Origin of the sequence: Caulobacter sp. (assembly GCF_017744445.1) — a bacterium.
Classification (GTDB): Bacteria; Pseudomonadota; Alphaproteobacteria; order Caulobacterales; family Caulobacteraceae; genus Caulobacter.
The window spans coordinates 123,754-147,023 of sequence record NZ_JAGIBH010000009.1; the positions used below are offsets into that span (position 1 = coordinate 123,754).

The window sequence follows — 23,270 nt, forward strand, 5'->3', positions numbered from 1 at the left end:
CTCCTTCAGGGGAGAGGAAAACGGAAAGCGGCGACCAGGCGCTCGCGCCACCAGCGGCCCAGCACGCTCTCGACGCAGGCCCGGCCCCAATAGGCGTGGATCATGCGGTCGGGGCCGGACTGGATCGCGCAGTGCTTGGCGACGGCGCCCGGGGCCATGCGGAAGACCAGGACGTCGCCGGGCTGTGGCGTGTGGACGGGGATCAGCCAGCGGTGGAAGGCTTCGAGCAGCAGCTCGCGACCGCCCGTCTCGGCCCAGTCGGGGCGGTACGGCGGCGGGGGTTCGGGTTCGGCGCCGTGGAGGCCGCGGTAGACGCCTCGGACCAGGCCCAGGCAGTCGCAGCCGGCGTGCAGGGCCGAGGCCTGGTGGCGGTAGGGCGTGCCCAGCCAGGGGCGGGTGAGCGCCACTAGATCCTCCCCCGCGATGCGGGGGAGGTGGCCCAAAGGGCCGGAGGAGGCCAGCTCGGCCTCGCTCCAGCTAGCCCCCTCAGTCGCTCCGCGACAGCTCCCTCGCATCGCGGGGGAGCATCTTGATGGAGCGGCCCCGCCCCTCACCGCCGCCCCCCATCATTCCGCTCCCCCTCGACCGGATACAGCGTCAGGAAGTCCTCGCCTGGCGCCGTCGGGAAACCCCGGAAGTTCACGCCGTTCGCAAACACGCCGACACAGGTCGCCCAGCGTTTGTCGCAAGCCGCGTCCGCCGCCGGAGAAATCCCGCACCGTTCATCGCCCAACCGCGCGTCGCACAGCCGCGTGAAGGTCCGCCCCGCCACCCGCTCCAGTTCGGCCAGCGGCCCCGCCAGGGTCGCGGTGAACGCCTCGCCCTCGCGCGACACCGCCGCGATCCTCGCGGTCCACAGCCGCACCAGGCGGCTCGGCGCGCTCCAGTCCACCCGCAGCGCCGCGACCCGCGCGCCGTCATAGAGCCCCGCCGTCAGGTCCTCCTCGGTGACCCCGTCGGCGTCCAGCACACCCAGCGCCGCGCCCTGCCCCGGCGCATAGCCAACGGCGGTCTCGGTCGCACCGGGGCTCCAGCCGCCGCCGGCGCGGCACACGACCCCGTCGACCACCAGGTCGCGATCGTGGTCGGTGAAGCCCAGCTTCACCCCATCGGTCCGCGTGACGATCCAGGCCTGGCACAGCCGGCCCGCATCCAGCCCTTCCGGCAGCGCGCGCATCAGACCCGCACCTCGACCAGCGCGCAGGCCGTCACCCGCGCCGCGGCGAAGCCCTCCAGGGTCACGTCCAACCGGTCGAGGTCGAAGCGCACCGGCGTGTCGAACTCGAACCCAGCCGTCACCGCCGCGCCGACCGCCGGGGCGGTGACCAGGGTCACCAGGCCGGTGGTCGCATCCAGCGAGAACGGTGCGGCCACGCCGGCCACGGCGATCTTCACGGTCCCGGCGACAGGCTTGGCGATCGTCCGCCCCGCCTTGACCAGCTGGAAAACCTTCTTCGTCCCGTCGCCGGTCCCGATCCCCTGGTCGCCCGCCGCCGGCTGGGCCGAAGGCGCGCACGACTTGAAGTCCGTCGGATCCCGAAACCGAAACCCCGCCAGCCGCCCGCCCCGCGCCTCGAAGAAGGCCAGCAGCTCGGCGATCTCGTCCAGCGGCCGGGCGCTGGTGGCGATCAGGTAGCGACGACGGCCGGTCGTCCACGGACTGGTGCGACGCTCGAAACCGGACGCCAGGGTGACAATGTCGACCCGCCGCTCGACGCCGCCCGTGCAGCCGAACGCCAGGCGCGCGGGCAGGCGCGCCTCATGGAACTCGCTCATGGCGACGCCCCCATTTGGTGAAAAGGTTTGCGGAAAAGCGGAGCCGTTCGGCTCGAACGCCATTAAGACTGCGTCATGACCCGCTTTTCACTTCATCGGCGGGTCGTCGGGCTCTAACTATTGAGCCTGAGATTGGAGATCGAAATGGATTGGAAGACCCTGTTCCTGTCGCCGGAAGGCCGCATCGGCCGCCAGGCGTTCTGGATCGGATGGCTTGTCCTGCTGGGCGTCAACGTGGTCGCCGGCTGGCTGCCGGTGATCGGCTGGGCCATTTCGCTGGCGACGATCTATTCCAGCGTCTGCATCCATACCAAGCGCCTGCACGACATGGGTCAGACCGGCTGGTGGCAAGTGCTGCCGTGGGTGCTGGGCCCGGTCCTGGTGTTCGGCGCCATCGCCTCGGTCGGCATCTCGGCCATCATGACCGGCTTCAACGACGGCGAACCGACGGCGGCCATGCTGGCCAGCATCGGCGGCCTGGTGATGTCGTTCTTCGTCGCCTTCGCGATCTGGCTGGCCTTCACCCTGTGGGTCGGCTGCAGCACCGGCGTGACCAGCGAGAACAAGTACGGCCCCGTGCCGCCCAACACGGCGGCTCTGGCGCTGTAGGGGTTTACGTTCCAGCCGCCGCGCCTCTACAACCCAAGATCAACCTTGGGGCGCGGCGAATGGACAAGTTGAAGGCCTATGTGACCGGCCGAGGCGGCCGGCGCGAGTTCTGGATCTGGATGGTCGCCACCGTGACGGCGATCACCCTGGGCGTCATGCTCATCTATCCCAACAGGCTTTTCTGGAGCTTCGCCAGCTTCATCCCCTGGGCGGTCTTCGGCGCCCGTCGCCTGCGGGACTTCGGCGCCTCGCCCTGGTGGGTGCTGTTCCCGCCCTGCGCCGGCTTCGTCATCGGGTTCATCATCGGCTTCCTCAACGCCATCAACCCGAGCGGGACGCCGATGTCGGCGACGGTCATGAACCTGGCCATCTCGATCGTGAACTGGAGCTTCTTCATCTATGTCGGCAGCCGCAGGCGCAAACCGGCAGCCGTCGTCGAGGCGCCAGCGGCGGCCTAGAGCCGCTTTGCCCCCAGGCTGACGGCCCGGGCCAGGGCCTGGGCCAGCTGGGCGTCGGAGCGGACCAGGCCGCTGATCTCGCCGCCCTGAACGTTCACGGTCACCGAGACCCCTCCTCCGCCGGCCGGCTCGATATTGCCGGCGGCGGTCGGACGAAAGACTTCCGGCCCCCGCTCGCCGACCAGATAGGCGCCGCCGGGCAGCACCGGACCACCGTCCGCGCGGGCGCCGGAAAAGCTCTTCGACAGCGCCTCGCCCAGGCCTCCCTTCAGCGCGGTGCTCGCCGCGCCCAGCACCGCCCTCGCCAGTTCGCCGAGCGACACCTGGCCGTCCGCGGCGGCCCTGGCCAGCGACCGCGCCAGGGAGGTCCCGGCGCGGGTGAAGGCCTCGTCGATCGAACGCGCGGCGCGTTCGGCGGGGGCCTTCAGGGTCTCCAGCGCGGCGGCGGCTTGAGCGGCTTTCGCGGGGATAGTCGACAGACCGTCTTCTTCGAAGCTCATCGGGTCTCCTCGTCGGGATAGCGGGCGATCAGGGCGCTAAGGTCGGTGCGGGTCAGCACGGGCGCCGCCGGCGTCTCGGTCAGCGCACGCCACTCCTTCAGCGACAAGCGCCAGAAGGCCTCGGGCGCGATCCCCAGGGACATCGCCAACCGCAGCGGCGCGGCCCAGCTCACGCGCAGGCCGCCAGGGCGGCGGCCAGGGCGCTGGCGGCTTCAGGGACCGAGGCGCGGGCGGCGATCTCGGGCGGTTCGCCACCGCCGTCCAGAAGGGCCGCCAGCACAGACGAGAGGTCCCCGGCCGACAGGGAGGCGATCCGGTCGGGCAGCTGGCTCCAGTCGCTCAGACCCAGCGCCGCCTCGATCCGGACCAGGGCGCCCAGCGTCAGGCACAGCCGCCGAGGGGCGCCGGCGATCGTCACGACGACCTCGCCGCGCGCGGGATTGGGGGCCAGCATCAGAGCGCCGTGAAGGTCACGACGCCGGCCGAGGCCAGGCTCAGCGCGAACGCCGCCTCACCGTCGTGCTCGCCGGCATAGTCCAGGGCCGCGACCAGGAACGCGCCCTCCAGCTGGCCGAAGTCGGGGATCACCAGCCGCCACACGCGGGCCGACTGGTCGAAGAAGCTCTGGCGCACCTGGGCGTCGGAGGCGGCGTCGCGGAAGACGCCCGAGCCCGACACGGCCACCGACTTGACCCCCGCCCCGGCCAGCAATTCCCGCCAGCGGCCGGCGCTGTCGCTGTCGGTGGCGTCGATGGTCTTGGCGTTCAGGCTGATGGTCCGGACGCGCAGGCCCGCGACGGTGTGAAAGGTCGGGGTCTGGGCCCCGTCGCTGATCTTCAGCAGCATGTCCTTGCCGGCTTGGGCGGCCATGGCGGTTCTCCGGGCTTAGGGATTTTCGGTGACGGCGCGCACGCGGACGACGCCCAGGGTGGTCTCGCGATCGGCGCCGGCGAAGACGTCGGCATAGGGCACGCGCAGGTTCACCAGCCGCCGGCCGCTCAGCGCGGGTCTCGCGTCATGCAGCGCCGCGCGGACGGCCGCGACCAGGGCGCGGGCCTCCTCGGGTCCGCCGAAGCGGCTGGCGCAGGTGATGGTCAGCAGGTGCTCTGTCGCGTCGTTCTCGCCGACCGGGCGGTTCTCGGTGCGGGTGACGACGACGCAAGGGTATGTCGGCAGGCGCGGGGCGGTCGCGTGGATCCGCTGGCCGGCCACGGCGGTGACGGCGGGCGCGGCCTTCAGCGCCGCGACCAGGGCGTCGATCAGGGGCTTGTCGCTCACAGCCGCGCCTTTCGATAGGGCGTCAGCCACGGCTCGACGAGGGCCAGCGAGGGTTCGCCGGCGTCTCGATGCTCGTAGGCGTGGGCGACGAGGGTGAGGACGGCCAGGCGCAGCGGCGCTGGGCTGGCGGGGCTGAGCGCGAGGCCGGCGGCGGCCGCGATGCGGGCTTCGGCGGCGTCGATCAGCAGGGTGAGGACGGCGTCTTCCGACGTGTCAGGCACGCGCAGGAACGCCCGGGCCTCGGCCAGGGTGAGGGATTGCATGGGGGTTTCCTGGATTGGGGTCACTTGCCCCCACCTGGCCGCTGCGCGGCCGTCCGCCCCCCGCAGGGGGCGGAGCGCGGAGCGCGGAGGGGGCAAGTGACGGGACTTAGCTCGCCGCGAACTTCAGCAGCTTCACCGCATCAAAATTCTGCACCCCGCCGCCGACACGCTTGGTGGTGTAGAACAGCACGTGCGGCTTGGCCGAGTACGGGTCGCGCAGCACCCGCACGCCGGCGCGGTCGACGATCAGGTAGCCCTTCTCGAAGTCGCCGAACGCGATCGGGCAGGCGCCCGCCGCCACGTCCGGCATGGCCTCGATCTCGGTGACCGGGAAGCCCAGCAACGACGCCGACTGGCCCGGCTGCAGGGCCGCGTTCCAGATGTAGTTGCCCTGCGCGTCCTTGAACTTGCGCACCGCGCTGACCGTGCGGCGGTTCATGACGAAGCGGCCGTTCTGGCGGTACTGGGTCTTGGCCGCATAGATCAGGTCGATCAGCTTGTCGGTCGGGTTCGACGCCGGCCATGCGCCCGCGACGCCGGTCGCCAGATAGCCGACCTGGCCCCACGTGTAGCTGGCGTCCGGCGCGGCGGTGTAGGCCAAGAGGCCCTTGGGCTTGTTGACCCCGTCGCCGGTCACGAAGGCCGTGGTCTCCTGGGCGGCGAAGGCGTCCTGCACCTCCTCGGCCAGCCACTCGTCGATGCTGACATAGGCGTCGTCCAGCAGGGCCTGGGTCGCGGCCGGGCTGGCGTAGAGCTCGCCGGCCGGGAAGTCGATGACGTCCAGAGTCGGGGCCGTGGTCTCCGGCCGCGCGGCGGTCTCGGCCACCCAGGCGGCGGCCAGGCCCGTCGGCGACACGGGCTTGCGGAAGGTCCCGGCGCCGATGGTGCGGACCTGGCAGATCTCCCGCATCGGGCTGGTGGCAGCCAGGCGACGCAGGATCAGCCGCTCCAGCTCCGGCGGGGCGACATAGCCGCCGGCCGTGGCGACGCCTTCGGACAGGCCCTTGGCTTCCAGAAGGGCGGCGGGGGTCTCGCCGGTCTTCACATAGCGGTCGAAGGCGGCCTTGCGTTCGTCGACATGCGCCAGCGGCGCATCGGCCGAAAGAGAGGGCCTGCGCAGGTCGGCCATGATGCGGTCCAGGCGGTCCTGGGCGCGGGACATGGCCTCGTCGATGCGGCCGACCTTCTCTTCCAGCAGGACGTCGGCCCGCTTGGTCTCGATCGCCGCCAGCCGCGCGTCGTTGGCGGCCTTGAAGCTCTCGAACGCCGTCAGGACGTCAGCCAGCGCCGCGCGGGCCTCGGGCGAGGCCGCGTGTTTGGTTTCCTTCATGGGGATCTCCGGGTTTTAGGGAGCAGATATCCGCTAGGCGGATCGGGTTAGCCGCGCCAAATTCAGGCGGGCTTGGGGCAGCATCGGGAAGGTCACGATCGACACCTCCCACAGCTCGACGCGGGACAGCACGCGCAGGCGGCCCTGGGTGCGGGCCTTGACCTGGCGAAAGCCGATGGAGAGGCCGTCCAGGGCGCCGGCCTCGACCAGCGCGGCGACCAGGCGGCCGCGGGGCGTGGTCCGCAGGATCCGGCCACGCACGAACAGGCCCTTGGCGTCCTCGACAACCTCGTCCCAGACGCCGACGGGCTCGGCCTCGTCATGCTGGTGCAGCATCACGACCGGCGCGCCGCCGGCCAGGCTTTCGGCGAAGGCCCCGGCGGCGGTGACGTCGTCGTTGAGGTCGCGGGTCCAGAACAGGGACGCGTAGCCTTCAACCTTCAGCTCATCAGTCATGGCTGCGCTCCAGGCGGGCTTCGATACGGGCCAGGCTCTGGCGGCTGGCGGTGGCCTGTTCCTCCAGGCGGGCGAGGCGCTCGGCCACTGGCGCTTGAGCGTCCAGGCGGCGCTGCATGTCGTCGATCCGGGCCGAGGCGCGGCCGGCCCACATCAGGGCGGCGGCGGCCTGCAGGAAGACGGTGATGACCAGGCCCAGCGACACCTGGCGATCGAACCGCCAACGGGTTGCGGGGCCGCTCAATGTTCCAGCCCCGCGAGGCGGCGACGCTCGGGATCGGTGAGGAAGCTCGCGGCCTGCAGCCGGCTCCACAGGGCGTCGCGCTCGGCCGACAGGGCCGGCACGGCGTCCAGGTCGGGCGCGATCCGCGCGCCGGGGAACTTCGCGCCCAGCCAGCCGGTCAGCGCCCGCGCCGCCCGCTCGGCCAGCGGGATCACCGTGCCGCGCCAGAAGGCGGCATTGGCCTCGCGATAGTTGGCGTAGGTGTTGTCGCCGGGGATGCCCAAGAGCTGCGGCGGCACGCCGAAGGCCAGGGCGATCTCGCGGGCGGCGGCGTGCTTGCCCTGCGTGAAGTCCATCTCGGCCGGCGTCAGCGACATGGCCCGCCAGTCCAGCCCGCCTTCCAGCAGCAGCGGCCGGCCGGCATTGGCCTGGCCCGAATGGGCGCTGGCCAGCTCGGTCTTCAGCCGGTCGAACTGCTCGTCGGTCAGGCGGTCGCCGGCGTCCTTGGAGGAGTAGACCAGCGCGCCCGACGGCCGGGCCGAATTGTCCAGCAGCGCCTTGTTCCAGGCGCTGGAGGCGTTGTGGACGTCGATCGCGAAGGCCGCCGCTTCGAGCGGCGAGAAGCCGTAGTGGTCGCTGGTCGGGTTGAACAGTTTCAGGTGCAGGACGGGCAGCCAGCCGTCGGCGTCGCGGGCGATCCGCACCGTGCGGCCGGCGGCCTGGTAGTCATAGGCCAGCGGCCAGCCGCGCGGGCCGGGCACCAGGGTCATGCGGTCGGGGCGCAGGGCGTAGAGCTCGCCAATGGCGTTTGGCGTCTGGGCGTCGCCGGACGCTTCCAGGTAGGCGTTGCCGGCGACCTGCAGGTTGCCGAAGAACTGCTCCATCAGGTCTGGCCCGCCCTGCTCGGAATTGGGTCGGTCGAGGAGCGTCTTCAGCGGGTGATCATCGGCGCGGCGGCCATCGGCGAAGACGGCCAGCGGCGTGGAGGCGGCCGCCTCGGCGATCAGGCGCGTGCAGCGATAGGCGACGGGGTTCTTGGCGAACCCCTCGGCGGCGAGAGCGCCGTAGTCGCGCGGCGTCCACTGCGGCCGGCCGCCGGTGGTCAGGGCGATGAGGCGCGCGGCGCGGGAGTCTTTGCGCTCCGGCGGGCGGGGTTTGAAGAGGGGCATGGTTGAGAGCTCCGATTTCGGAGTTGAGAACAAAGAGAGAACAATTTATAGGAGTGAGGAAGGCGACAAACCTGCCTTCTTCCCCCTCCGGGGGAGGAGGGCCGCAGGCCCGGAGGGGGCAAGTCAGGGAATTCGCAATGCCAGCGCCCAAGACGACCGTCGCGAATGCGCGACGCCTCAGGAAGCAAATGTCCAAACCGGAGTTGAACCTCTGGCACGCTCTACGGCGTGGCGGCCTGAACGATCTGAAGTTCCGCCGCCAACATCCGGTTGGGCCGTACGTCCTGGATTTCTATTGCGCATCCTTGCGGCTGGCCGTGGAGGTGGACGGCTACGACCACTGCCTTGGATCACGACCTCGGCGGGACGCTACGCGCGATCAATGGCTCGTCGCGATCGGCATACGGACGCTTCGCATTCCCGCCCGCGACGTCTTGGCTTCAGTAGACGATACGCTTTCGACGATGCGAGAACACATCGCTCACTTGCCCCCTCCGGATGCTGCGCATCCTCCTCCCCCGGAGGGGGAAGAAGGTTTGCGTTGCCATTCTTCCGGCCCTTCGGGCCACCTCCCCCGCTAGGCGGAGGGTCTTAGAGGCCGCGCAACCGCGGCGCGCCCCGTCCGCTCAGCATCAACTCACTCACCGCCCAAACCAGCGCATCCGCGCGGTCCGGGCTGTGCTCCAGGTCCCCCGACCCGAGCGCCATCAGTTCCTCCTCCAGCGCCGGAAAGGCCCCGCAGTGCAAGACCCGGCCCTGTTCGTACAAGGCCGCCACCGGCTCGGCCCTTGCGCGCTTGCCCACCGAGGCCTTCACCAGCCTGATCCGGCACGGCGGATCGGCCTGGGCCAATACCGAGCGAACCATGTCGCCGCCCTGGTTGGCCTCGGCCACCAGCGCGTCAGCCGCCCACGTCCGCGCGGCGCTAACCGCCCTCGCCGCCCAGCCCGCCGGCGACAGGCCCCGCGCGGTCTCGTCGGCCAGCACGAACGCCCGGTCGTCCCGGCGGCCCACGACCACGATCCCGCAGGCGTCGCCGCCGGCCGTGGCGGGCGGGTCCACCGCCACGACCACGCGGTCCAGCCGCGCGGGTCGCGCCGCCCGGCAGCGGGCAAGATCCTCGGCGCGGAACAGGCCGCCGTCGGTCTCGACGATGATCCCATCCAGCTCCTGGGCGGCCAGGCGCGTGCCGCCGTACAGGCTCTCCAGCGTCCGCAGGAAGGCGGGCGCCAGGTTGCCGGCGTTGAGCGAGGTGCCGGCGCGCGTCAGGTGGACGCCTGGCTCGACCATCAAGGTCTTCAACGCCCGCGTGGGCTTGGGCGTCGAGGTCACCACCAGCCTAGGATCGGTCCCCAGGCGCAGGCCGAAGCGCAGCATGGCCAGGGTCTCGGCCGGCCGTCGCCAGGCGCAGAACTCATCGGCCCAGGCGGCGTGGAACTGGGGCCCGCGCAGGCTGTCGGGATCCTCCGCCGAGAAGGCGTAGGCCACCGCGCCATTGGGCCAGACCAGCCGCCGGCGCGAGGCTTCCCAGCGGGGGCGAAACAACGGACCGCCCATCGCCTTCAGGCCCGACGGTCCCTCGATCATCACTTCACGCACGTCGTGCAGGGTGGGACCGACCAGGGCCAGGGCGGGATGCGCAAGAGCCTGCAAGGTGATCCAGCGCGCGCCGGCGAAGGTCTTGCCGGCGCCGCGCCCGCCCAGCATCAGCCAGGTCGACCAGGCCTCATGATCCGGGCTCTGCTGGTGAAGCGCCGGATCGGCCAGCAGCGCGCTCAACAGCCGTTGCTGATCCGGCGGCTCCAGGTTCGGCCAGGGCGGCGCGCCGCTTCTGTTCGATGAGGTCAGCCATGCGAGCAAAGCGCTCGGCAAGAGCGGCCTGAAGCTCTTCGGGATCGTCGGGGATGCCGTCATGCATGGAAGCCTCGTCGTCATTGGCCGCCTCGTCGGCGGCGGCTATGGTCTTGGGTTCGGGGACCATGGTCGCGATCGCCTTGGCCGATCGGGCGAACACCCCGCAGGTGCGGGCGTCCTTCTCGATCTGGGCCTTTTCGGCGGGGTCTTCGGTCTCCAGGAATCTCTCGAGAAGCTTGTCCATCTTCTCGCTGAGGCGGGTCTGCAGCGTCTCGCTCCAGCCCTTCGCCTCGTCGCTTCTTCCGGCCATGACACAAAGATACGGCGCCAGCGGGCGCGGATGATCGAGGACCGCGTAAAAGTGACAAGTCGTTGATTTCACGCGAGTCGATCTCGCGAATTCAGAGCGTTCAGGTCGCTCAATCCCCGTAGTCGAAGGGCCTGACCAGCCCCCTCCACCGGCTTCGCCGGTCCCCCTCCCCCAAAGAGGGGGAGGAGAGAGCGCCACCCGGACGGAGGGACGGCTTCCCTCTCCGCCCCGTTTGGGGGCGGACAGACCTGCGTGAGCAGGTCAGGTGGGGGCCTGTGCTGAATTGACCTTCCTGTGGACGATCCACCGCCAACGCCCCACCGATCCGCCAATCGTATTGGACTTGTCATGGTACCGCGCCCATATGTCCGACAATATTGGAACTAAAGGACCACGAACGTGAATCTGACGGGCGAGCTTCTGATCGGCGGCAAGAGCCGCAAGGGAACCAACGGCGAGATCCGTGGCGAGAACCCCGCGACCGGCGAGGTCCTGGAGCCCGCGTTCGGCGGCGCGACCAAGGCCGATGTCGAAGAGGCCGCCGCCCTGGCGTTTGATGCCTTCGCCGGCTATCGCGCCCTGCCCTACGAGACCCGCGCTACCTTCCTGGAAGCCATCGCCGAGCACATCGAGGCGCTGGGCGACGACCTGATCGTTCGCGTCATGGCCGAGACCGGCCTGCCCCGTCCGCGCCTGGAGGGCGAGCGCGCCCGCACCACCGGCCAGCTGCGCCTGTTCGCCAGCGTGCTGCGCGACGGCGGCTTCCTGGAAGCCCGCGTCGACCCGGCCATGCCCGACCGCAAGCCGCTTCCGCGTCCGGACCTGCGCCTGCGCAACGTGCCGCTGGGCCCCGTGGCCGTGTTCGGCGCGTCGAACTTCCCGCTGGCCTTCTCGGTGGCCGGCGGCGACACCGCCAGCGCCCTGGCGGCCGGTTGCCCGGTCATCGTCAAGGCCCACCCGGCGCACCCCGGCACGTCCGAGTTGGTCGGCCGCGCCATCCAGGCCGCCGTGGCTTCGGTCGGCCTGCATCCGGGCGTGTTCTCGATGATCCACGACAGCGGCTATGAGGTCAGCCAGGCCCTGGTCGCCGATCCGCGCGTCAAGGCCGCCGGCTTCACCGGTTCGCGCCGCGGCGGCCTGGCTTTGCTGGCCATCGCCCAGGGCCGCCCCGAGCCGATCCCGTTCTATGCCGAGATGAGCAGCATCAATCCCGTGATCCTGCTGCCGGGCGCCCTGAAGGCCCGCGCGGAAAAGATCGCTCCGGACTTCGTGGCCGCCCTGACCCTGGGCGCGGGCCAGTTCTGCACCAATCCCGGCCTGATCCTGGCCATCGACGGGCCGGAGCTGGATGCGTTCGTCGAAGCGGCTGGTAAGGCGGTCGAGGCCGCTCCGGCCTCGGTCATGCTGACCCCCGGCATCTGCAAGGCCTTCGCCCACGGGGTCGCGGCCCTGACCGAGGCCAAGGAAGTCACCACCGTGGCGCGCGGCGTGCCCGGTCCGGACGGCAGCCACACCGGCCGCGCGGCGCTGTTCAGCGTCGCCGCCGCCGACTTCCTGGCCAATCCGCGCCTGCACGAGGAGGTCTTCGGCGCCGCCTCGGTCGTGGTCCGGGCCAAGGACGAGGCCGAGTTGGCCAAGGTCATCGACGCCCTGGAAGGCCAGCTGACCATCGCCGTCCACCTGGAAGAGGCCGACCACGCCCTGACCGCCGCCCTGCTGCCGGCGCTGGAGCTGAAGGCCGGCCGCATTCTCGTGAACGGCTTCGGCACCGGCGTGGAAGTGGCACCGGCCATGGTCCATGGCGGCCCGTTCCCGGCCACCTCGGACGGTCGCGCGACCTCGGTCGGCACCCTGGCCATCGCCCGCTTCCTGCGTCCGGTCAGCTACCAGAACCTGCCCGAAGCGCTGCTGCCGGCCGAGCTGAAGACCGAAAACCCGCTGGGCATCGCCCGCCGGGTCGATGGCAAGGTGAAGCTGGGCTAAGGGTTCTCGAATCGCGGGCGCCCGCGTCTACTCGTCTGGATTGATAGGACGCCCGCGATGACACCCCAGGAATTTCTCTCGCAGATCAGCCTGAACACCGCCCGCTTCGAGCGGGTCGCGGCGTTCGCCGGCGTGCCGGGGTTCCTGTCTTGGCAGGAGGGCTACGCTCTCCTGACCCTGGCCGAGGAGTGGCCGGCCGAAGGCGACGTGGTCGAGATCGGCAGCTTCAAGGGCCGCTCGACCTGCTTTCTGGCTCAAGGCTGCGCCACGTCCGGGCGCGGCGTGGTCTATGCCGTCGACCACTTCGAAGGCTCGCCCGAGCACCAGAAGGGCGGCCACGAAGAGACCGCCGAGATCGTCAACGAAGGCACCACCTACGGCGCCTTCACCCAGAACATCGCCGCCGCCGGGCTGCAGGCGCATGTGCGGCCTCTGGTCGGCTCGGGCGTCGACGTGGCGCGCGACTTCACGGGCCAGGCGCGGATGCTGTTCATCGACGGCGACCACTCGTTCGACGGCACCCAGGCCGACTTCGACGCCTGGTTCCCGTTCGTGGCCGACACCGGCCTGATCTGCTTCCACGACTACCAGAACAGCCACTATCTGGACGGCGTGACCCGGTTCATCGAGACCGTGATCATGCAGCACCCGCAGATGATCTTCCTGCACCGGGCCGACAGCCTGATGACCTTCATGAAAAAGGCCGCCTGAGGCTCCAGGCGCAGTCAACGGGAAGCTCATCCCCCATCACCGATCATCCCCGCGAAAGCGGGGACCCAAGCTGACTTTCAGGATGGGGCTAGACCGAGAGGTGACCCTGTGACTCGGCTTGGATCCCCGCTTTCGCGGGGAAAGTCGGGCTGGGGTTAGCTCACTGTTGAGTGGCGATCCACCTAAGGCTGGGCTCGATAGTTAGGCGATCGCTTGACTATTTCCGCATGTCGAGATACTTAAGCACATGCCTAACCAACAACCCTCGCTCGACCTCATGTTCCAGGCCCTCGCGGACCCCGCGCGGCGCGGCATGGTCGAGCGGCTCAGCCAAGGCCCCGCCTCGGTGAGCGAACTGGCCAGGCCGCTCGACATGTCCCTGCCGGCGGTCATGCAGCACCTGGCCATGCTGGAGGCGGGCGGGATCGTGACGTCGGAAAAGGTCGGCCGGGTGCGCACCTGCCGGATGAACCCCGACGTCCTGAGTCTGGCCGAACAGTGGATCAACCAGAGGCGCACCCAGTGGGAGCGACGCCTCGACCGCCTGGGGGACTTCCTGGCGGCCGAAGAGGACCCGAAATGACCGACCGCAACGTGATCCACGCCACCTTCACCGTCGAGCGCACCTACGCCGCCTCGCCCGCCCGGGTGTTCGCGGCCTTCGCCGACCCGGAGAAGAAGAAGAAGTGGTTCAAGGGCCCCGACGAATGGGGCGTCCCCGACCAGAAGTACGACTTCCGCGTCGGCGGCGAGGAACACAGCATCGGCGGCCCGCCGGGCGAGCCGCCGCACCGGTTCTACAACCGGTATCTGGAGATCATCCCGAACGCGCGGATCGTCTACACGTACTGGATGCACCACGGCGAGCCGCTGGCCTCGGCGTCGGTGGCGACGCTGGAGTTTCGGGCCGAGGGGGCCGGGACGCGGCTGGTGGTGACGGAGGTTGGGGCGTTCCTGGACGGGTACTACTCGGCCGAAGGGCGCGAGGAAGGGACGCGGCTGCTGCTGGAGGCGATCGTGCCGGTGGTGGAGGGCTAGTCGGCCCGGGGCTCACCTCTCCTCCCCCTCTTGGGGGAGGTGGCGCACCCGCGAAGCGCGGTGTGACGGAGGGGGCTGGTCATGAGCCGGCCGGCGCTGGCCCCTCCACCGCCTTCGGCGGTCCCCCTCCCCCAAAGGGGGAGGAGAGATGACCTATGCTCCCTCGCTTAGTGCGACGCCGCCGGCGGCGGCTTCGCAATCTTCGCCACATCCGCTTCCGTCACCGGCTTGGCATAAGCATTGCCAAAGTGGGTCCGCACATAGGTCACCACCTCGGCCATCTGGGCGTTGGACAAGGTCCCGCTGAACCCCGGCATCGCGCCCTTCCCGCCAGCCACCACCATGATCGGATAGGCCGCCCCCGCCAGCTTCGGGTTGCTCGCCAGCGGCGGAATGGTCCCCGCTCCCGTCGCGCCCTTGGCGTCGGCCATGTGGCAGGCTTGGCAGACCGCGCCATAGACCTGCTCGCCGGTCACCGGCTTGGGGACGCGGACGACACCGCCGGCCGAGTCTTGGGCCACGGCGGGAGACGCCAGCAGCAGCGCCGTCAGAACAACGAACTTCTTCATGAGCCTCAAGCCTCCAGGGCGCGCTTGTGCAGACGGGTGATGGCGTCGATGGACGACAGCAGCGCGCCCTCCATCCAGCAGCCGACATACGAGGCGTGCTCGCCGGCCAGGACGATCCGGCGGTCCATGGCCACCAGGGTCTGGTAGTGCTCCTTGCGGGTCTCCTCGTTCCAGCGGGCGCAGCAGCCCAGGGTCCAGGGCACGCGGCTCCAGGCCACCGAGGCCCCGCTGGCGAACTCCTTGCGGTAGCTGCCCGGGTGCAGCACCGAGCCCTGCTGCAGGGCGACCTCGATCCGCTGCTCGGGCGTCATGCCGGCCAGGCGGAAGGCCCCCAGGTCGCGGGCGAAGGCGCCCAGCAGCACCGCCGGCCCGTTCCCGAACATGTTGTTGTTCGGATACGAGATCAGGCCGATCTCCTGGTCGGTGAAGCTGTGGCCGCCATAGATGAAGTCGTCCTCCTCCCAGAAGCGGCGCTTCATCTCCAGGCCGATCTTGACCTGGCCGGAGTACGGCACGGCCTTGATGGCGGCCATCATCTCGTCGGTCACGGCCAGGTCCATCTGGCCCAGGATGCCTAGCGGGATGGTGCAGACGCAGTAGTCGGCCTTGGCGTCGGCGGCCTTGCCGGTGACGGTGTCGGTCCAGCTGACCACCACGCCCTTGTCGTCCTGGGCGATCTTGCTGACCTTGGCGTTGTAGGTGATCAGCCCGTCCACCTGCTTGGCGAACGCCTTGCCGATCATGTCCATGCCGCCCACCGGCTGGAACATGGTGGTCTGCATCTCGCTGCCCATGAAGAAGGCCATCGAGGTCCAGACCTGCGGGTCCAGCACGTCGTGCAGGCTGTAGAGGTCCTTGGACGGGATCGGCGCGCCGTCGACGCCGCCGCCGCCCGGCCGCTCGAAGCCGCGGTGCGACGAGGCCCTTAAGGAGGCCGAGTACTTGTAGTCCTTGTCCAGCATGCCCCAGCCCTTCAGGGCCTCCAGCAGCCGGTCGCGGTCTTCCTGGGTGACGGTGTCGTCGAGGGCCTTGGCGTTGACCGACTTGGCCAGGAGCTCAGCGATATTGCCCTCGAAGTCGGCGGCGGCGGCGTTGAAGCGCACCGGCTTGCCCCCGAAGGCCTGGGACGAGTGCACCCAGCCCGAATGGTTGAACTGGATGAACGGCTCCAGGGCCACGCCAAACTGCTTGCAGTAGTGCAGCAGGGTGCGGTGGTGGTGCGGGATCCGCCAGGGGCCGGGGTTGAGGTAGTTGCCCTGGGCGAAGCCGACCTTCTGGGTCGCGCCGCCCAGTTCCGTATAGGTATCGCCGCCCCGCAGGGACCAGTTGCGGCCGCCGGCCCGGTTCTGGAACTCCAGCACCTGGACCTCATAGCCGGCCTTGCGCAGCTCGAACGCCGCCAGCATGCCCGCCAGCCCCGCGCCCAGCACGATCACCTTGGCCCCCGAGCGCGCGCCTTGCAGGTTCGGCGGCCCGTGGAACTGGGTCTCGGCCGCGTGGCCCAGCGTGGTCATCGCCTGATAGAGGGCCGCCGTGCCGCCGACCTTGGCGATGGCGGAAAGCAGCTGACGCCGGGTCGGCGCCCCTGAACGCGAATCCATCTTGAAAGCCCATCCCCTACTGAACCGCCGACTCCGACGGTGCGGAGCTAGGGGGTCATGGCGTGGGGCGATGGGGCGAGAGGCGGAGGTGGTTAAAAGGGCAGGGTCGGGGTGAGGCCCCGATTTATCGGCGCCCTGACAGTCCAGGTGCGCGCGAACTGTGCAGGCCCACAATTGAACCCTCTCTCTTAGAGAGAGGGAGGGGCCCGCCGCGAAGCGGTGGGAGGGTGAGTGGCTTCACCCTCAACCGGCGTGCCGGCACATCGCTCGCAACAACGCCAAGATCGTCCAGGGGCTTCGCCTACCCACTCACCCTCCCACGCCTTCGGCGCGGGCCCCTCCCTCTCTCCATGAGAGAGGGTTTTCAGCGCACCACCCGAAGCGCCGGCCGGTCCACGCTGGCCAGGGTCAGCGGCACGGTGAAGTGGAAACTCGACCCCAGGCCCAGCGAGCTGTGCATGCCGATCGTGCCGCCCATCAGTTCGACCAGCTCGCGGCAGATCGACAGGCCCAGGCCCGCCCCGTCGTGGGCGCGGGTGATCGAGCTGTCGACCTGGGAGAAGGTCTTGAAGAGCTCGGCCTGGTGCTCGGTCGCTACGCCCATGCCGGTGTCCTCGACCTCGAAGCGCAGGCCGCCCTTGGTCGCCGGACGCACACGGACGGTGACCCCGCCCTCGCCCGTGAACTTGACGGCGTTGGCGACCAGGTTGCCCAGCACCTGGCGCAGGCGCATCGGATCGCCCGTCCAGCGACCGCGCAGGTCCGGGGCGATGTCGACGGTCAGGGTCAGGCCCTTGGCGGCCGCCGCGCCCGAGAAGGCCGCGCAGGAGGCTTCGACCAGGCCGGCCAGGTCGAAGATCTCGGCCCGCAGGCGCACGGCGCGGCTCTCCAGGCGCGCAATGTCAAGGATGTCGTTCAGCAAGGCCAGCAGCGACTGGCCCGACTCCTCCAGGATCCGCAGGCGCTTGGCCTGGGGCTCGGACAGGGTGTCGGCCGACATCACCTGGGCCATGCCCAGCACGCCGTTCAGCGGGGTGCGGACCTCGTGGCTCATATTGGCCAGGAAACGGGTCTTGGCCTCGTTGGCGGCCTCGGCCTGCTCCTTGGCGGCGATCAGGTCCAGGCGGCCGGTCTCCAGCTTGCGCAGGGCCTCGGCCACGCGGCGCAGCAGCACGACGCCCGCCGCGCCCAGGACGAGGAAGCCCGCGACGACCCAGGGGGCGATGCTCTTGAGCAGGGTCAGGCCCGGGTTCTCGGCGTCCCAGGCCAAGGCGCCCAGCGGCCGGCCGCGAATGTCGGTCAGGTTGACGTGCGGCTCGCGGGCCTCGCGGTCGGTCACCAGCACCAGGTCGTGCAAGCCCAGGTCGGCGGCCAGGCGGGTCACGAAGACCGGCCCCATCCGGCGGGCGGTGACGACAATGGCGGGCGGGCCTTCGTAAGCGGCCGCGCCCTGGGCGCTCTCGGGCGTGACGGCGGCGAAGGCGACCAGATAGACCGATCCGTCGACGGCCATCAGGCCCGTGCGGGTCACCTCGCCGGCCGTGCTGAGCTTGCCGGCCTGGCGGGCCAGGCGGGCCTCGGCCGACAGCTCGGCGGCGATCGACACGGTCTCCTCGGGGAAGTCGCCCAGGTCCTGGGTCTTGACCCGCTTGCCGCCGCGCGAGGCGTAGCCGACCTGGCCCGAACGCAGGACGAAGGTCAGGTCGTGGTCGAACTGGTCGTGATAATAGGTGGCGAAATTGGCGTCGGCCCAGACCGGATCCATTGTCCAGCCCATGGCCGTGTAGGCCGCGTCCCAGACGGTGGCCGAGGTCAGCTCGCGCTCCATCCGCTCCAGGCCGCGGGCGATGGTGCGCTGAGTGATGGCGACCTCGTCGACCGACTCCATGCGGTCCAGCTGGCGCGCGGCCATGGCCATCAGGGCCAGGGCGCCCAGGATCGAGACGATGACCAGCACGGCGGCCGCGCCGACGATCCCGACGATCAGTCGCGTCTGCCGCTCGCCGGCAGCCTGTGTTTTGGATGCGGTCCCCACCATGCGGCCACCTTGGCCGCGCTCGCCCGCGAGGGGAACGTGACGCGTGGCCGCAGCGCGCCTAGCGGGGTCGGACGCCGTCCAGCACCAGGGCGGTCAGGGCGCTCTGGGTCTCGTCCATGAAAGCCTTGTCCGACAAGGACTTACCCGCCAGCGCCCGCACCTGGACGGCGAAATCGGCATAGTGCTGGGTCAGGGCCCAGATCGAAAAGATTAGATGCGGCGGATCGACCTTGCCCAGCTTGCCAGCGTCGATCCAGGCCTGGACCACCGCGACCTTGGCGTCGAACACGGCCTTCAGCGGACCTGACAGGACCGGCTTCAGCAGCGGCGCCCCGCGTAGCATCTCCAGGGCGAACAGGCGCGAGACCTCGGGATGGTCGCGGCTCATGGCCAGCTTGGCGCCGATCAGGGCGGCGATGGCGTCGGCGGGGTCGTCGCCGTCGGTGAAGCGGCTCAAGGGGGCCAGCCACAGCGACAGCCCCTGCTCCAGCACCGCCACGTACAGGGCCTCCTTGGAGGGGTGGTAGTAGAGCAGATTGGCCTTCGAGATCCCGGCCGCCTGGGCGATGGCCTCCAGGCTGGCGCCGTCCAGGCCCTGGCGAGCGAAGACGGCCAGGGCCGCCTTCAGGATCGCGGCCTTGCGGGCCTCGCTGGCTTGCGCGCGCCGCCCTTTCGGAAAGTTATCCACAGGCCCGCCGTCGCCCACGGTTTGGGCGGCCTTGACCAGCTTGCGGGCGCCGGAAGCCGGTTTCGCGGCGGTCTTGCGCGGAGCCTTGACGGTCTTGGTCGCCGGGTCGGTCATGCGATCTCGAACTTGGACCATTTGGTCAAACATGGACCGAATGGTTCGGATTGCAACGTTCGGCGAGATGGTATTCCATACCCGCCGAGAACCACAAGGAGCCCAAGTCGATGAGCTCTCCGATCACCCCGCTCAGCCCCGGCGCCGTCATGCTGCCCGCGCGGCCCGAGCCCATTCCCGTGGATCCCAAGACCACGGCGGTGATCGTCATCGACATGCAGAACGCCTACGCCTCGCCGGGCGGCTACCTGGACCTGGCAGGCTTCGACATCTCGGGCGCGGCGGCGGTGATCCAGCAGATCAAGGGCGTGCTCGAGGTGGCCCGCTCGGCCGGCATGCAGGTGGTTTATTTCCAGAACGGCTGGGACGAACAGTACGTGGAGGCCGGCGGTCCCGGCTCGCCCAACTGGTGGAAGTCCAACGCCCTCAAGACCATGCGCGCCAAGCCCGAGCTGCACGGCAAGCTGCTGGCGCGCGGCCAGTGGGACTATGAGCTTGTCGACGAGCTGAAGCCGCAAGCCGGCGACATCCAGCTGCACAAGACGCGCTACAGCGGCTTCTTCAACAGCCAGCTGGACAGCGTGCTGCGGGCGCGCGGCATCCGGCACCTGGTGTTCGTCGGCATCGCCACCAATGTCTGCGTGGAGTCGACCCTGCGCGACGGCTTCATGCTCGAATATTTCGGCACAGTGCTGGAGGACGCCACCCACCAGGCAGGCCCGGAGTTCGTCCAGAAGGCGGCCCTGTTCAACATCGAGACGTTCTTTGGGTGGGTGTCGACGACGGCGGACTTCAAGGGGGCGTTCGGGCAGCTGGCGCCCTCCCCCTGACCCGTTTTCCCTAACCCGTCTCCCCGGCGAAAGCCGGGGCCCAGATCGAACCCACAAGCCTTTGAGCAACTGACAGACCGAAGAGCGCGATCACCCCAAACGCCCCGGATGAATCTGGGCCCCGGCTTTCGCCGGGGAAACGGGGTTTTGGTGAGGATGAGAAGGAAACCAGGATGCCCAAGACCGTCATCACCCCGCCCGGGACCGGCGTCCCCATCGCCCCCTTCTCGCCCGGCACGCTGGCCGACGGGATCGTCTATGTCTCGGGCACCCTGGCCTTCGACAAGGACAACAACGTCGCCTTCCCCGACGACGCCGAGTCCCAGACCCGGCAGGTGCTGGAGACCATCAAGTCGGTGATCGAGACCGCCGGCGGCACGATGGAGGACGTGACCATGAACCACATCTTCCTGACCGACTGGTCGCACTACGCGCCGATGAACAAGGTCTATGCCGAGTATTTCCCCGGCGACAAACCGGCCCGCTACTGCATCCAGTGCGGCCTGGTGAAGCCCGGCTTCGTGGTCGAGATCGCGTCCGTGGCGCACATCGGTAAGAAATAATGACTTCCCCGTCCCCCGATCATCCCCGCGAAAGCGGGGACCCAAGCGGCCTTTCGGGGCGTGGCGCGGCCGAGCTGAAATCCGCTCACTCAGCTTGGGTCCCCGCTTTCGCGGGGATGGTCGGATTGGGGGTGGGGTTGTGAGTTCCGGCGTCGTCGACGGCCTGTTCTACGAACTGCATGGCGGCCCCGTGGCCGGCCGCGAGGTCGTGCTGCTGTCGTCGGGCCTGGGCGGTTCCGGCGCGTTCTGGGGGCCGCAGATGGCGGCGCTGCTGGAGCGCTGGCCGGTGGTCACCTACGACCACCGGGGCACGGGGCGCAGCACCCGCGAACTGCCGCCCCACTACACCGTCGCCCACATGGCAGACGACATGGTCAAGGTCATGGACGCCCTGGGCCTCGCGAAAGCGCATGTCGTCGGCCACGCGGCCGGCGGCAATGCCGGCCTGCAACTGGCCCTCGACCATCCCGACCGCCTGGCCAAGCTGGTGGTGGTCAACGGCTGGAGCCGGCCCGACCCGCACATCCGCCGCTGCTTCGACACCCGCATCCACCTGCTGAACGACACCGGGCCGGAAGCGTACGTCCACGCCCAGCCGATCTTCCTCTATCCGGCCGACTGGATCTCGCGGAACCACACCCGGCTCCAGGCCGAGGAGGCCCACCACGTGGCCGGCTTCCCGCCGCGCGAGGTGATGCTGGCCCGGATCAACGCCTTGCTGGCCTTCGACATCGACGCGCGGCTGGAGGAGATCACCCACCGGGTGCTGATCTCGGCGTCCGCCGACGACATGCTGGTGCCGCCGCTGTGCTCGCAACGCCTGGCCGGCCGCCTTCCGAACGCGGACTTCCAGCAGGTCGCCTGGGGCGGGCATGGGTTCACGGTGACGGATCCGGAGACGTTCAACGAGGGACTGGTGAAGTTCCTGGAGGGGGCGTGATGCCTCTCCCCTCCCCCGTCTCCCCGGCGAAAGCCGGGGCCCAGATCGAACCCAGGGCCTCCCGCGAACTGACGGGGCGCATCTCGGATCAACCCAAACCGTCCCGGATGAATCTGGGCCCCGGCCTTCGCCGGGGAAACGGACTTTAGAGATCAGACAAAGGGGCAATTCCCATGCAGGTCGGCGTCTTCATCCCCATCGGCAACAACGGCTGGCTGATCTCGGAGAACTCTCCGCAGTACATGCCCAGCTTCGAGCTCAATAAAGAAATCACCCAGAAGGCCGAGAAGTACGGCTTCGACTTCGCGCTCTCGATGATCAAGCTGCGCGGGTTCGGGGGCAAGACCCAGTTCTGGGAGCACAATCTCGAGAGCTTCACCCTGATGTCGGGCCTGGCGGCCGTGACCAGCAAGATCAAGATCTTCGCCACCGTCGCCACCCTGACCATCCCGCCGGCCATCGTGGCGCGCATGGCCTCGACCATCGACTCGATCGCCCCGGGGCGCTTCGGCATCAACCTGGTCACCGGCTGGCAGAAGGCCGAGTACTCGCAGATGGGCCTGTGGCCGGGCGAGGCGCACTATACCGACCGCTACAACTACCTGGCCGAATACACGACCGTGCTGAAGGAGCTGCTGGAGACCGGGGTTTCCGACTTCAAGGGCAAGTACTTCACCATGGACGACTGCCGGGTCAGCCCGCACCCCAAGGAGACCAAGCTGATCTGCGCCGGCTCGTCCGACGAGGGCCTGGCCTTCACGGCGCAATATGCCGACTACAGCTTCGCCCTGGGCAAGGGGACCAACACGCCGACTGCCTTCGCCTCGGTGAACAAGCGCCTGGAGGCGGCGGCGGAAAAGACCGGCCGCGACGTGCAGTCGTTCCTGCTGTTCATGATCATCGCCGACGAGACCGACGAGAAGGCCATGGCCAAGTGGCAGTCCTACCGCGAGGGGGCGGACCAGGAGGCGCTGGCGTGGCTGACCAACCAGGCCGCGCCCAATGCCAAGGCCGGGGCCACGACCAACACGACCCAGCTGGCGGCGCCGGAATCGGCGGTGAACCTGAACATGGGCACCTTGGTGGGCAGCTATGAGAGCATCGCCCGGATGATGGACGAGATCGCGGCGGTGCCGGGCACGGCCGGGGTGCTGCTGACGTTTGATGACTTCGTGAAGGGGGTGGAGGATTTCGGGGAGCGGATCCAGCCGTTGATGAAGTCGCGGCAGAAGTAACAACCGGTCACTTGCCCCCACCTGACCGCTTCGCGGTCGTCCGCCCCCGAAGGGGGCGGAAGGTGCGCCACGATCCTTCTTCCCCCTCCGGGGGAGGAGCGCGAAGCGCGGAGGGGGCAAGTAAGACCGCTAGTCCACCGCCAGCATCCCGATCAGCTGCAGCCGGAACACCAGCGTACTATCCGGCGGGATCTCGCCCATGTCGCGGCCGCCGTAGCCCAGCTCGGCCGGGATATACAGCGTCCACTCGTCCCCGACCTTCATCAGCGGCAGGGCCTCCAGCCAGCCCGGGATCAGGCCGTCGGCCGGCATGATCACCGCCTTGCCGCGCGCGAAGCTCGAGTCAAACACCGTGCCGTCCAGCAGCTTGCCCTCGTAGTGGACCTTGACGATGTCGCCCAGCTTCGGCGACGGGCCGGTCTTGGGGCCGCTGGTGGTGATCTTGTATTGCAGGCCCGACGGCAGGGTGACGACGCCCGGCGCCTTGGCGTTCTTCTCCAGGAAGGCCTTGCCGGCCACGGCATTGGCCGACGGCCCGGCGTTCAGCTGCGGCGGCGCGGTCGGCGTGACCTGGGCGTGAGCCGCGCCGGCGGCGAGGAAGGCCGCAAGGGCCAGAGGAGCGAGAAGGCGCATCAAGAGTCTTTCGAACGCTGGTGTCAGTCGGCGACACCGTAGCGATCCTTGAGCCGAAGTTCGCGGCGAAAGTTCGCCCCTCCTCCGTCTCCCCGGCGAAA

The 23,270-nt window shown here is 69.5% G+C and carries 29 protein-coding genes and 1 pseudogene; 11 read left to right on the forward strand and 19 right to left on the reverse strand.

All coding sequences use genetic code 11. The features are described from left to right. Nucleotides 1-5: 5 nt before the first annotated feature. From J7528_RS14540 to J7528_RS14550, 3 genes are all read right to left on the reverse strand, one after another. Nucleotides 6-407, reverse strand: a complete 402-nt coding sequence (locus J7528_RS14540; protein WP_291875632.1) for an NlpC/P60 family protein — start codon at nucleotides 405-407, stop codon at nucleotides 6-8. Between the two features lie 143 nt (nucleotides 408-550). After that, nucleotides 551-1,177, reverse strand: coding sequence for a DUF2163 domain-containing protein (locus J7528_RS14545; RefSeq protein WP_291875635.1), 627 nt, complete (start codon nucleotides 1,175-1,177; stop codon nucleotides 551-553). Beyond that, entirely contained in the window at nucleotides 1,177-1,776 is a 600-nt protein-coding gene (locus tag J7528_RS14550) for a DUF2460 domain-containing protein (protein WP_291875638.1), read from the reverse strand. Before J7528_RS14550 ends, J7528_RS14545 begins: the two co-directional genes overlap by 1 nt. A gap of 144 nt (nucleotides 1,777-1,920) precedes the next feature. Between J7528_RS14550 and J7528_RS14555 the strand changes: the two genes are divergently transcribed. Together J7528_RS14555 and J7528_RS14560 are read left to right on the forward strand one after the other, a co-directional pair. Then, the gene (locus tag J7528_RS14555; RefSeq protein ID WP_291875641.1) at nucleotides 1,921-2,385 is read left to right on the forward strand and encodes a DUF805 domain-containing protein; all 465 of its coding nucleotides are present in this window, start codon (nucleotides 1,921-1,923) and stop codon (nucleotides 2,383-2,385) included. A gap of 59 nt (nucleotides 2,386-2,444) precedes the next feature. Further along, the gene (locus J7528_RS14560) at nucleotides 2,445-2,843 is read left to right on the forward strand and encodes a DUF805 domain-containing protein (RefSeq protein ID WP_291875644.1); all 399 of its coding nucleotides are present in this window, start codon (nucleotides 2,445-2,447) and stop codon (nucleotides 2,841-2,843) included. Here the strand turns inward: J7528_RS14560 and J7528_RS14565 are convergent. The 10 genes and pseudogenes from J7528_RS14565 to J7528_RS14610 all read right to left on the reverse strand — a co-directional run bounded on the left by J7528_RS14565 (nucleotide 2,840) and on the right by J7528_RS14610 (nucleotide 8,243). Continuing rightward, complete coding sequence (locus J7528_RS14565) at nucleotides 2,840-3,343, reverse strand: phage tail tape measure protein (RefSeq protein ID WP_291875645.1); 504 nt, start codon at nucleotides 3,341-3,343, stop codon at nucleotides 2,840-2,842. The genes J7528_RS14560 and J7528_RS14565 overlap by 4 nt on opposite strands. Beyond that, nucleotides 3,340-3,516: a phage tail assembly chaperone gene (locus J7528_RS14570; protein ID WP_291875648.1), complete on the reverse strand. Its 177-nt coding sequence runs from the start codon at nucleotides 3,514-3,516 to the stop codon at nucleotides 3,340-3,342. Before J7528_RS14570 ends, J7528_RS14565 begins: the two co-directional genes overlap by 4 nt. Further along, the gene (locus J7528_RS14575) at nucleotides 3,513-3,797 is read right to left on the reverse strand and encodes a GTA-gp10 family protein (RefSeq protein ID WP_291875651.1); all 285 of its coding nucleotides are present in this window, start codon (nucleotides 3,795-3,797) and stop codon (nucleotides 3,513-3,515) included. The genes J7528_RS14570 and J7528_RS14575 overlap by 4 nt, the downstream gene beginning before the upstream one ends. Beyond that, the gene (locus J7528_RS14580; RefSeq protein WP_291875654.1) at nucleotides 3,797-4,213 is read right to left on the reverse strand and encodes a phage major tail protein, TP901-1 family; all 417 of its coding nucleotides are present in this window, start codon (nucleotides 4,211-4,213) and stop codon (nucleotides 3,797-3,799) included. The genes J7528_RS14575 and J7528_RS14580 overlap by 1 nt, the downstream gene beginning before the upstream one ends. Before the next feature lie 15 nt (nucleotides 4,214-4,228). Further along, nucleotides 4,229-4,621, reverse strand: a complete 393-nt coding sequence (locus J7528_RS14585; RefSeq protein WP_291875656.1) for a DUF3168 domain-containing protein — start codon at nucleotides 4,619-4,621, stop codon at nucleotides 4,229-4,231. After that, nucleotides 4,618-4,884 carry a head-tail connector protein gene (locus J7528_RS14590; protein ID WP_291875659.1) on the reverse strand — a complete coding sequence of 89 codons (267 nt, stop codon included), beginning with the start codon at nucleotides 4,882-4,884 and terminating at the stop codon, nucleotides 4,618-4,620. Before J7528_RS14590 ends, J7528_RS14585 begins: the two co-directional genes overlap by 4 nt. Nucleotides 4,885-4,990: 106 nt before the next feature. Next, a complete protein-coding gene (locus J7528_RS14595) occupies nucleotides 4,991-6,214 on the reverse strand; it encodes a phage major capsid protein (RefSeq protein ID WP_291875662.1) in 1,224 nt (407 codons plus the stop codon). Nucleotides 6,215-6,247: 33 nt separating this feature from the next. Then, entirely contained in the window at nucleotides 6,248-6,670 is a 423-nt protein-coding gene (locus tag J7528_RS14600; RefSeq protein WP_291875665.1) for an HK97 family phage prohead protease, read from the reverse strand. Next, on the reverse strand, nucleotides 6,663-6,914 hold the full coding sequence (locus J7528_RS14605; RefSeq protein ID WP_291875668.1) for a hypothetical protein: 252 nt from the start codon (nucleotides 6,912-6,914) through the stop codon (nucleotides 6,663-6,665). Before J7528_RS14605 ends, J7528_RS14600 begins: the two co-directional genes overlap by 8 nt. Next, nucleotides 6,911-8,243: pseudogene (locus tag J7528_RS14610) on the reverse strand (phage portal protein). Before J7528_RS14610 ends, J7528_RS14605 begins: the two are co-directional and overlap by 4 nt. A 7-nt stretch (nucleotides 8,244-8,250) precedes the next feature. On the opposite strand from J7528_RS14610, the gene J7528_RS14615 reads away from it, so the two are divergent. Then, entirely contained in the window at nucleotides 8,251-8,643 is a 393-nt protein-coding gene (locus tag J7528_RS14615; RefSeq protein ID WP_291875672.1) for an endonuclease domain-containing protein, read from the forward strand. A gap of 10 nt (nucleotides 8,644-8,653) precedes the next feature. On the opposite strand, the gene J7528_RS14620 is transcribed toward J7528_RS14615, so the two are convergent. Then, nucleotides 8,654-9,997, reverse strand: coding sequence for a terminase family protein (locus tag J7528_RS14620; RefSeq protein WP_291875675.1), 1,344 nt, complete (start codon nucleotides 9,995-9,997; stop codon nucleotides 8,654-8,656). A gap of 628 nt (nucleotides 9,998-10,625) precedes the next feature. Between J7528_RS14620 and J7528_RS14625 the strand changes: the two genes are divergently transcribed. The 4 genes from J7528_RS14625 to J7528_RS14640 all read left to right on the forward strand — a co-directional run bounded on the left by J7528_RS14625 (nucleotide 10,626) and on the right by J7528_RS14640 (nucleotide 13,958). Next, a complete protein-coding gene (locus J7528_RS14625; protein ID WP_291875678.1) occupies nucleotides 10,626-12,209 on the forward strand; it encodes an aldehyde dehydrogenase (NADP(+)) in 1,584 nt (527 codons plus the stop codon). Between the two features lie 57 nt (nucleotides 12,210-12,266). Further along, complete coding sequence (locus J7528_RS14630) at nucleotides 12,267-12,920, forward strand: class I SAM-dependent methyltransferase (protein WP_291875681.1); 654 nt, start codon at nucleotides 12,267-12,269, stop codon at nucleotides 12,918-12,920. A 247-nt stretch (nucleotides 12,921-13,167) separates the two neighbouring features. Continuing rightward, the gene (locus J7528_RS14635) at nucleotides 13,168-13,503 is read left to right on the forward strand and encodes a metalloregulator ArsR/SmtB family transcription factor (protein WP_291875684.1); all 336 of its coding nucleotides are present in this window, start codon (nucleotides 13,168-13,170) and stop codon (nucleotides 13,501-13,503) included. Continuing rightward, complete coding sequence (locus J7528_RS14640; RefSeq protein ID WP_291875686.1) at nucleotides 13,500-13,958, forward strand: SRPBCC family protein; 459 nt, start codon at nucleotides 13,500-13,502, stop codon at nucleotides 13,956-13,958. The genes J7528_RS14635 and J7528_RS14640 overlap by 4 nt, the downstream gene beginning before the upstream one ends. Nucleotides 13,959-14,125: 167 nt before the next feature. Here the strand turns inward: J7528_RS14640 and J7528_RS14645 are convergent, their stop codons facing one another. The 4 genes from J7528_RS14645 to rutR form a co-directional block, all read right to left on the reverse strand. Further along, the gene (locus J7528_RS14645; protein ID WP_291875688.1) at nucleotides 14,126-14,527 is read right to left on the reverse strand and encodes a cytochrome c; all 402 of its coding nucleotides are present in this window, start codon (nucleotides 14,525-14,527) and stop codon (nucleotides 14,126-14,128) included. Nucleotides 14,528-14,532: 5 nt separating this feature from the next. Next, nucleotides 14,533-16,128 (reverse strand): flavin monoamine oxidase family protein, encoded by a 1,596-nt coding sequence (locus tag J7528_RS14650; RefSeq protein WP_291875690.1) that lies wholly within the window; start codon nucleotides 16,126-16,128, stop codon nucleotides 14,533-14,535. A 364-nt stretch (nucleotides 16,129-16,492) separates the two neighbouring features. After that, entirely contained in the window at nucleotides 16,493-18,166 is a 1,674-nt protein-coding gene (locus J7528_RS14655; protein WP_291875693.1) for an ATP-binding protein, read from the reverse strand. A 58-nt stretch (nucleotides 18,167-18,224) separates the two neighbouring features. Next, nucleotides 18,225-18,968: an HTH-type transcriptional regulator RutR gene (rutR, locus tag J7528_RS14660; RefSeq protein ID WP_291875696.1), complete on the reverse strand. Its 744-nt coding sequence runs from the start codon at nucleotides 18,966-18,968 to the stop codon at nucleotides 18,225-18,227. Nucleotides 18,969-19,078: 110 nt separating this feature from the next. On the opposite strand from rutR, the gene rutB reads away from it, so the two are divergent. From rutB to rutA, 4 genes are all read left to right on the forward strand, one after another. Continuing rightward, the gene (rutB, locus tag J7528_RS14665; RefSeq protein WP_291875699.1) at nucleotides 19,079-19,798 is read left to right on the forward strand and encodes a pyrimidine utilization protein B; all 720 of its coding nucleotides are present in this window, start codon (nucleotides 19,079-19,081) and stop codon (nucleotides 19,796-19,798) included. Between the two features lie 173 nt (nucleotides 19,799-19,971). Next, entirely contained in the window at nucleotides 19,972-20,361 is a 390-nt protein-coding gene (gene rutC / locus J7528_RS14670) for a pyrimidine utilization protein C (RefSeq protein ID WP_291875701.1), read from the forward strand. Nucleotides 20,362-20,500: 139 nt separating this feature from the next. Further along, on the forward strand, nucleotides 20,501-21,301 hold the full coding sequence (gene rutD, locus J7528_RS14675) for a pyrimidine utilization protein D (protein ID WP_291875704.1): 801 nt from the start codon (nucleotides 20,501-20,503) through the stop codon (nucleotides 21,299-21,301). 173 nt (nucleotides 21,302-21,474) lie between these two features. Then, the gene (rutA, locus tag J7528_RS14680; RefSeq protein WP_291875706.1) at nucleotides 21,475-22,536 is read left to right on the forward strand and encodes a pyrimidine utilization protein A; all 1,062 of its coding nucleotides are present in this window, start codon (nucleotides 21,475-21,477) and stop codon (nucleotides 22,534-22,536) included. Nucleotides 22,537-22,665: 129 nt separating this feature from the next. Here the strand turns inward: rutA and J7528_RS14685 are convergent, their stop codons facing one another. After that, nucleotides 22,666-23,169, reverse strand: a complete 504-nt coding sequence (locus J7528_RS14685; RefSeq protein WP_291875709.1) for an FKBP-type peptidyl-prolyl cis-trans isomerase — start codon at nucleotides 23,167-23,169, stop codon at nucleotides 22,666-22,668. Between the last annotated feature and the right edge of the window lie 101 nt (nucleotides 23,170-23,270).

Coding starts and splice junctions, on each gene's coding strand:
- J7528_RS14545 (WP_291875635.1), bottom strand. CDS start 1,177: ATGCGCGCGCTGCCGGAAGGGCTGGATGCGGGCCGGCTGTGCCAGGCC.
- J7528_RS14550 (WP_291875638.1), bottom strand. CDS start 1,776: ATGAGCGAGTTCCATGAGGCGCGCCTGCCCGCGCGCCTGGCGTTCGGC.
- J7528_RS14555 (WP_291875641.1), top strand. CDS start 1,921: ATGGATTGGAAGACCCTGTTCCTGTCGCCGGAAGGCCGCATCGGCCGC.
- J7528_RS14560 (WP_291875644.1), top strand. CDS start 2,445: ATGGACAAGTTGAAGGCCTATGTGACCGGCCGAGGCGGCCGGCGCGAG.
- J7528_RS14565 (WP_291875645.1), bottom strand. CDS start 3,343: ATGAGCTTCGAAGAAGACGGTCTGTCGACTATCCCCGCGAAAGCCGCT.
- J7528_RS14575 (WP_291875651.1), bottom strand. CDS start 3,797: ATGCTGGCCCCCAATCCCGCGCGCGGCGAGGTCGTCGTGACGATCGCC.
- J7528_RS14580 (WP_291875654.1), bottom strand. CDS start 4,213: ATGGCCGCCCAAGCCGGCAAGGACATGCTGCTGAAGATCAGCGACGGG.
- J7528_RS14590 (WP_291875659.1), bottom strand. CDS start 4,884: ATGCAATCCCTCACCCTGGCCGAGGCCCGGGCGTTCCTGCGCGTGCCT.
- J7528_RS14595 (WP_291875662.1), bottom strand. CDS start 6,214: ATGAAGGAAACCAAACACGCGGCCTCGCCCGAGGCCCGCGCGGCGCTG.
- J7528_RS14600 (WP_291875665.1), bottom strand. CDS start 6,670: ATGACTGATGAGCTGAAGGTTGAAGGCTACGCGTCCCTGTTCTGGACC.
- J7528_RS14615 (WP_291875672.1), top strand. CDS start 8,251: ATGTCCAAACCGGAGTTGAACCTCTGGCACGCTCTACGGCGTGGCGGC.
- J7528_RS14620 (WP_291875675.1), bottom strand. CDS start 9,997: ATGACGACGAGGCTTCCATGCATGACGGCATCCCCGACGATCCCGAAG.
- J7528_RS14630 (WP_291875681.1), top strand. CDS start 12,267: ATGACACCCCAGGAATTTCTCTCGCAGATCAGCCTGAACACCGCCCGC.
- J7528_RS14635 (WP_291875684.1), top strand. CDS start 13,168: ATGCCTAACCAACAACCCTCGCTCGACCTCATGTTCCAGGCCCTCGCG.
- J7528_RS14640 (WP_291875686.1), top strand. CDS start 13,500: ATGACCGACCGCAACGTGATCCACGCCACCTTCACCGTCGAGCGCACC.
- J7528_RS14645 (WP_291875688.1), bottom strand. CDS start 14,527: ATGAAGAAGTTCGTTGTTCTGACGGCGCTGCTGCTGGCGTCTCCCGCC.
- J7528_RS14650 (WP_291875690.1), bottom strand. CDS start 16,128: ATGGATTCGCGTTCAGGGGCGCCGACCCGGCGTCAGCTGCTTTCCGCC.
- J7528_RS14655 (WP_291875693.1), bottom strand. CDS start 18,166: ATGGTGGGGACCGCATCCAAAACACAGGCTGCCGGCGAGCGGCAGACG.
- rutR (WP_291875696.1), bottom strand. CDS start 18,968: ATGACCGACCCGGCGACCAAGACCGTCAAGGCTCCGCGCAAGACCGCC.
- rutB (WP_291875699.1), top strand. CDS start 19,079: ATGAGCTCTCCGATCACCCCGCTCAGCCCCGGCGCCGTCATGCTGCCC.
- rutC (WP_291875701.1), top strand. CDS start 19,972: ATGCCCAAGACCGTCATCACCCCGCCCGGGACCGGCGTCCCCATCGCC.
- rutA (WP_291875706.1), top strand. CDS start 21,475: ATGCAGGTCGGCGTCTTCATCCCCATCGGCAACAACGGCTGGCTGATC.
- J7528_RS14685 (WP_291875709.1), bottom strand. CDS start 23,169: ATGCGCCTTCTCGCTCCTCTGGCCCTTGCGGCCTTCCTCGCCGCCGGC.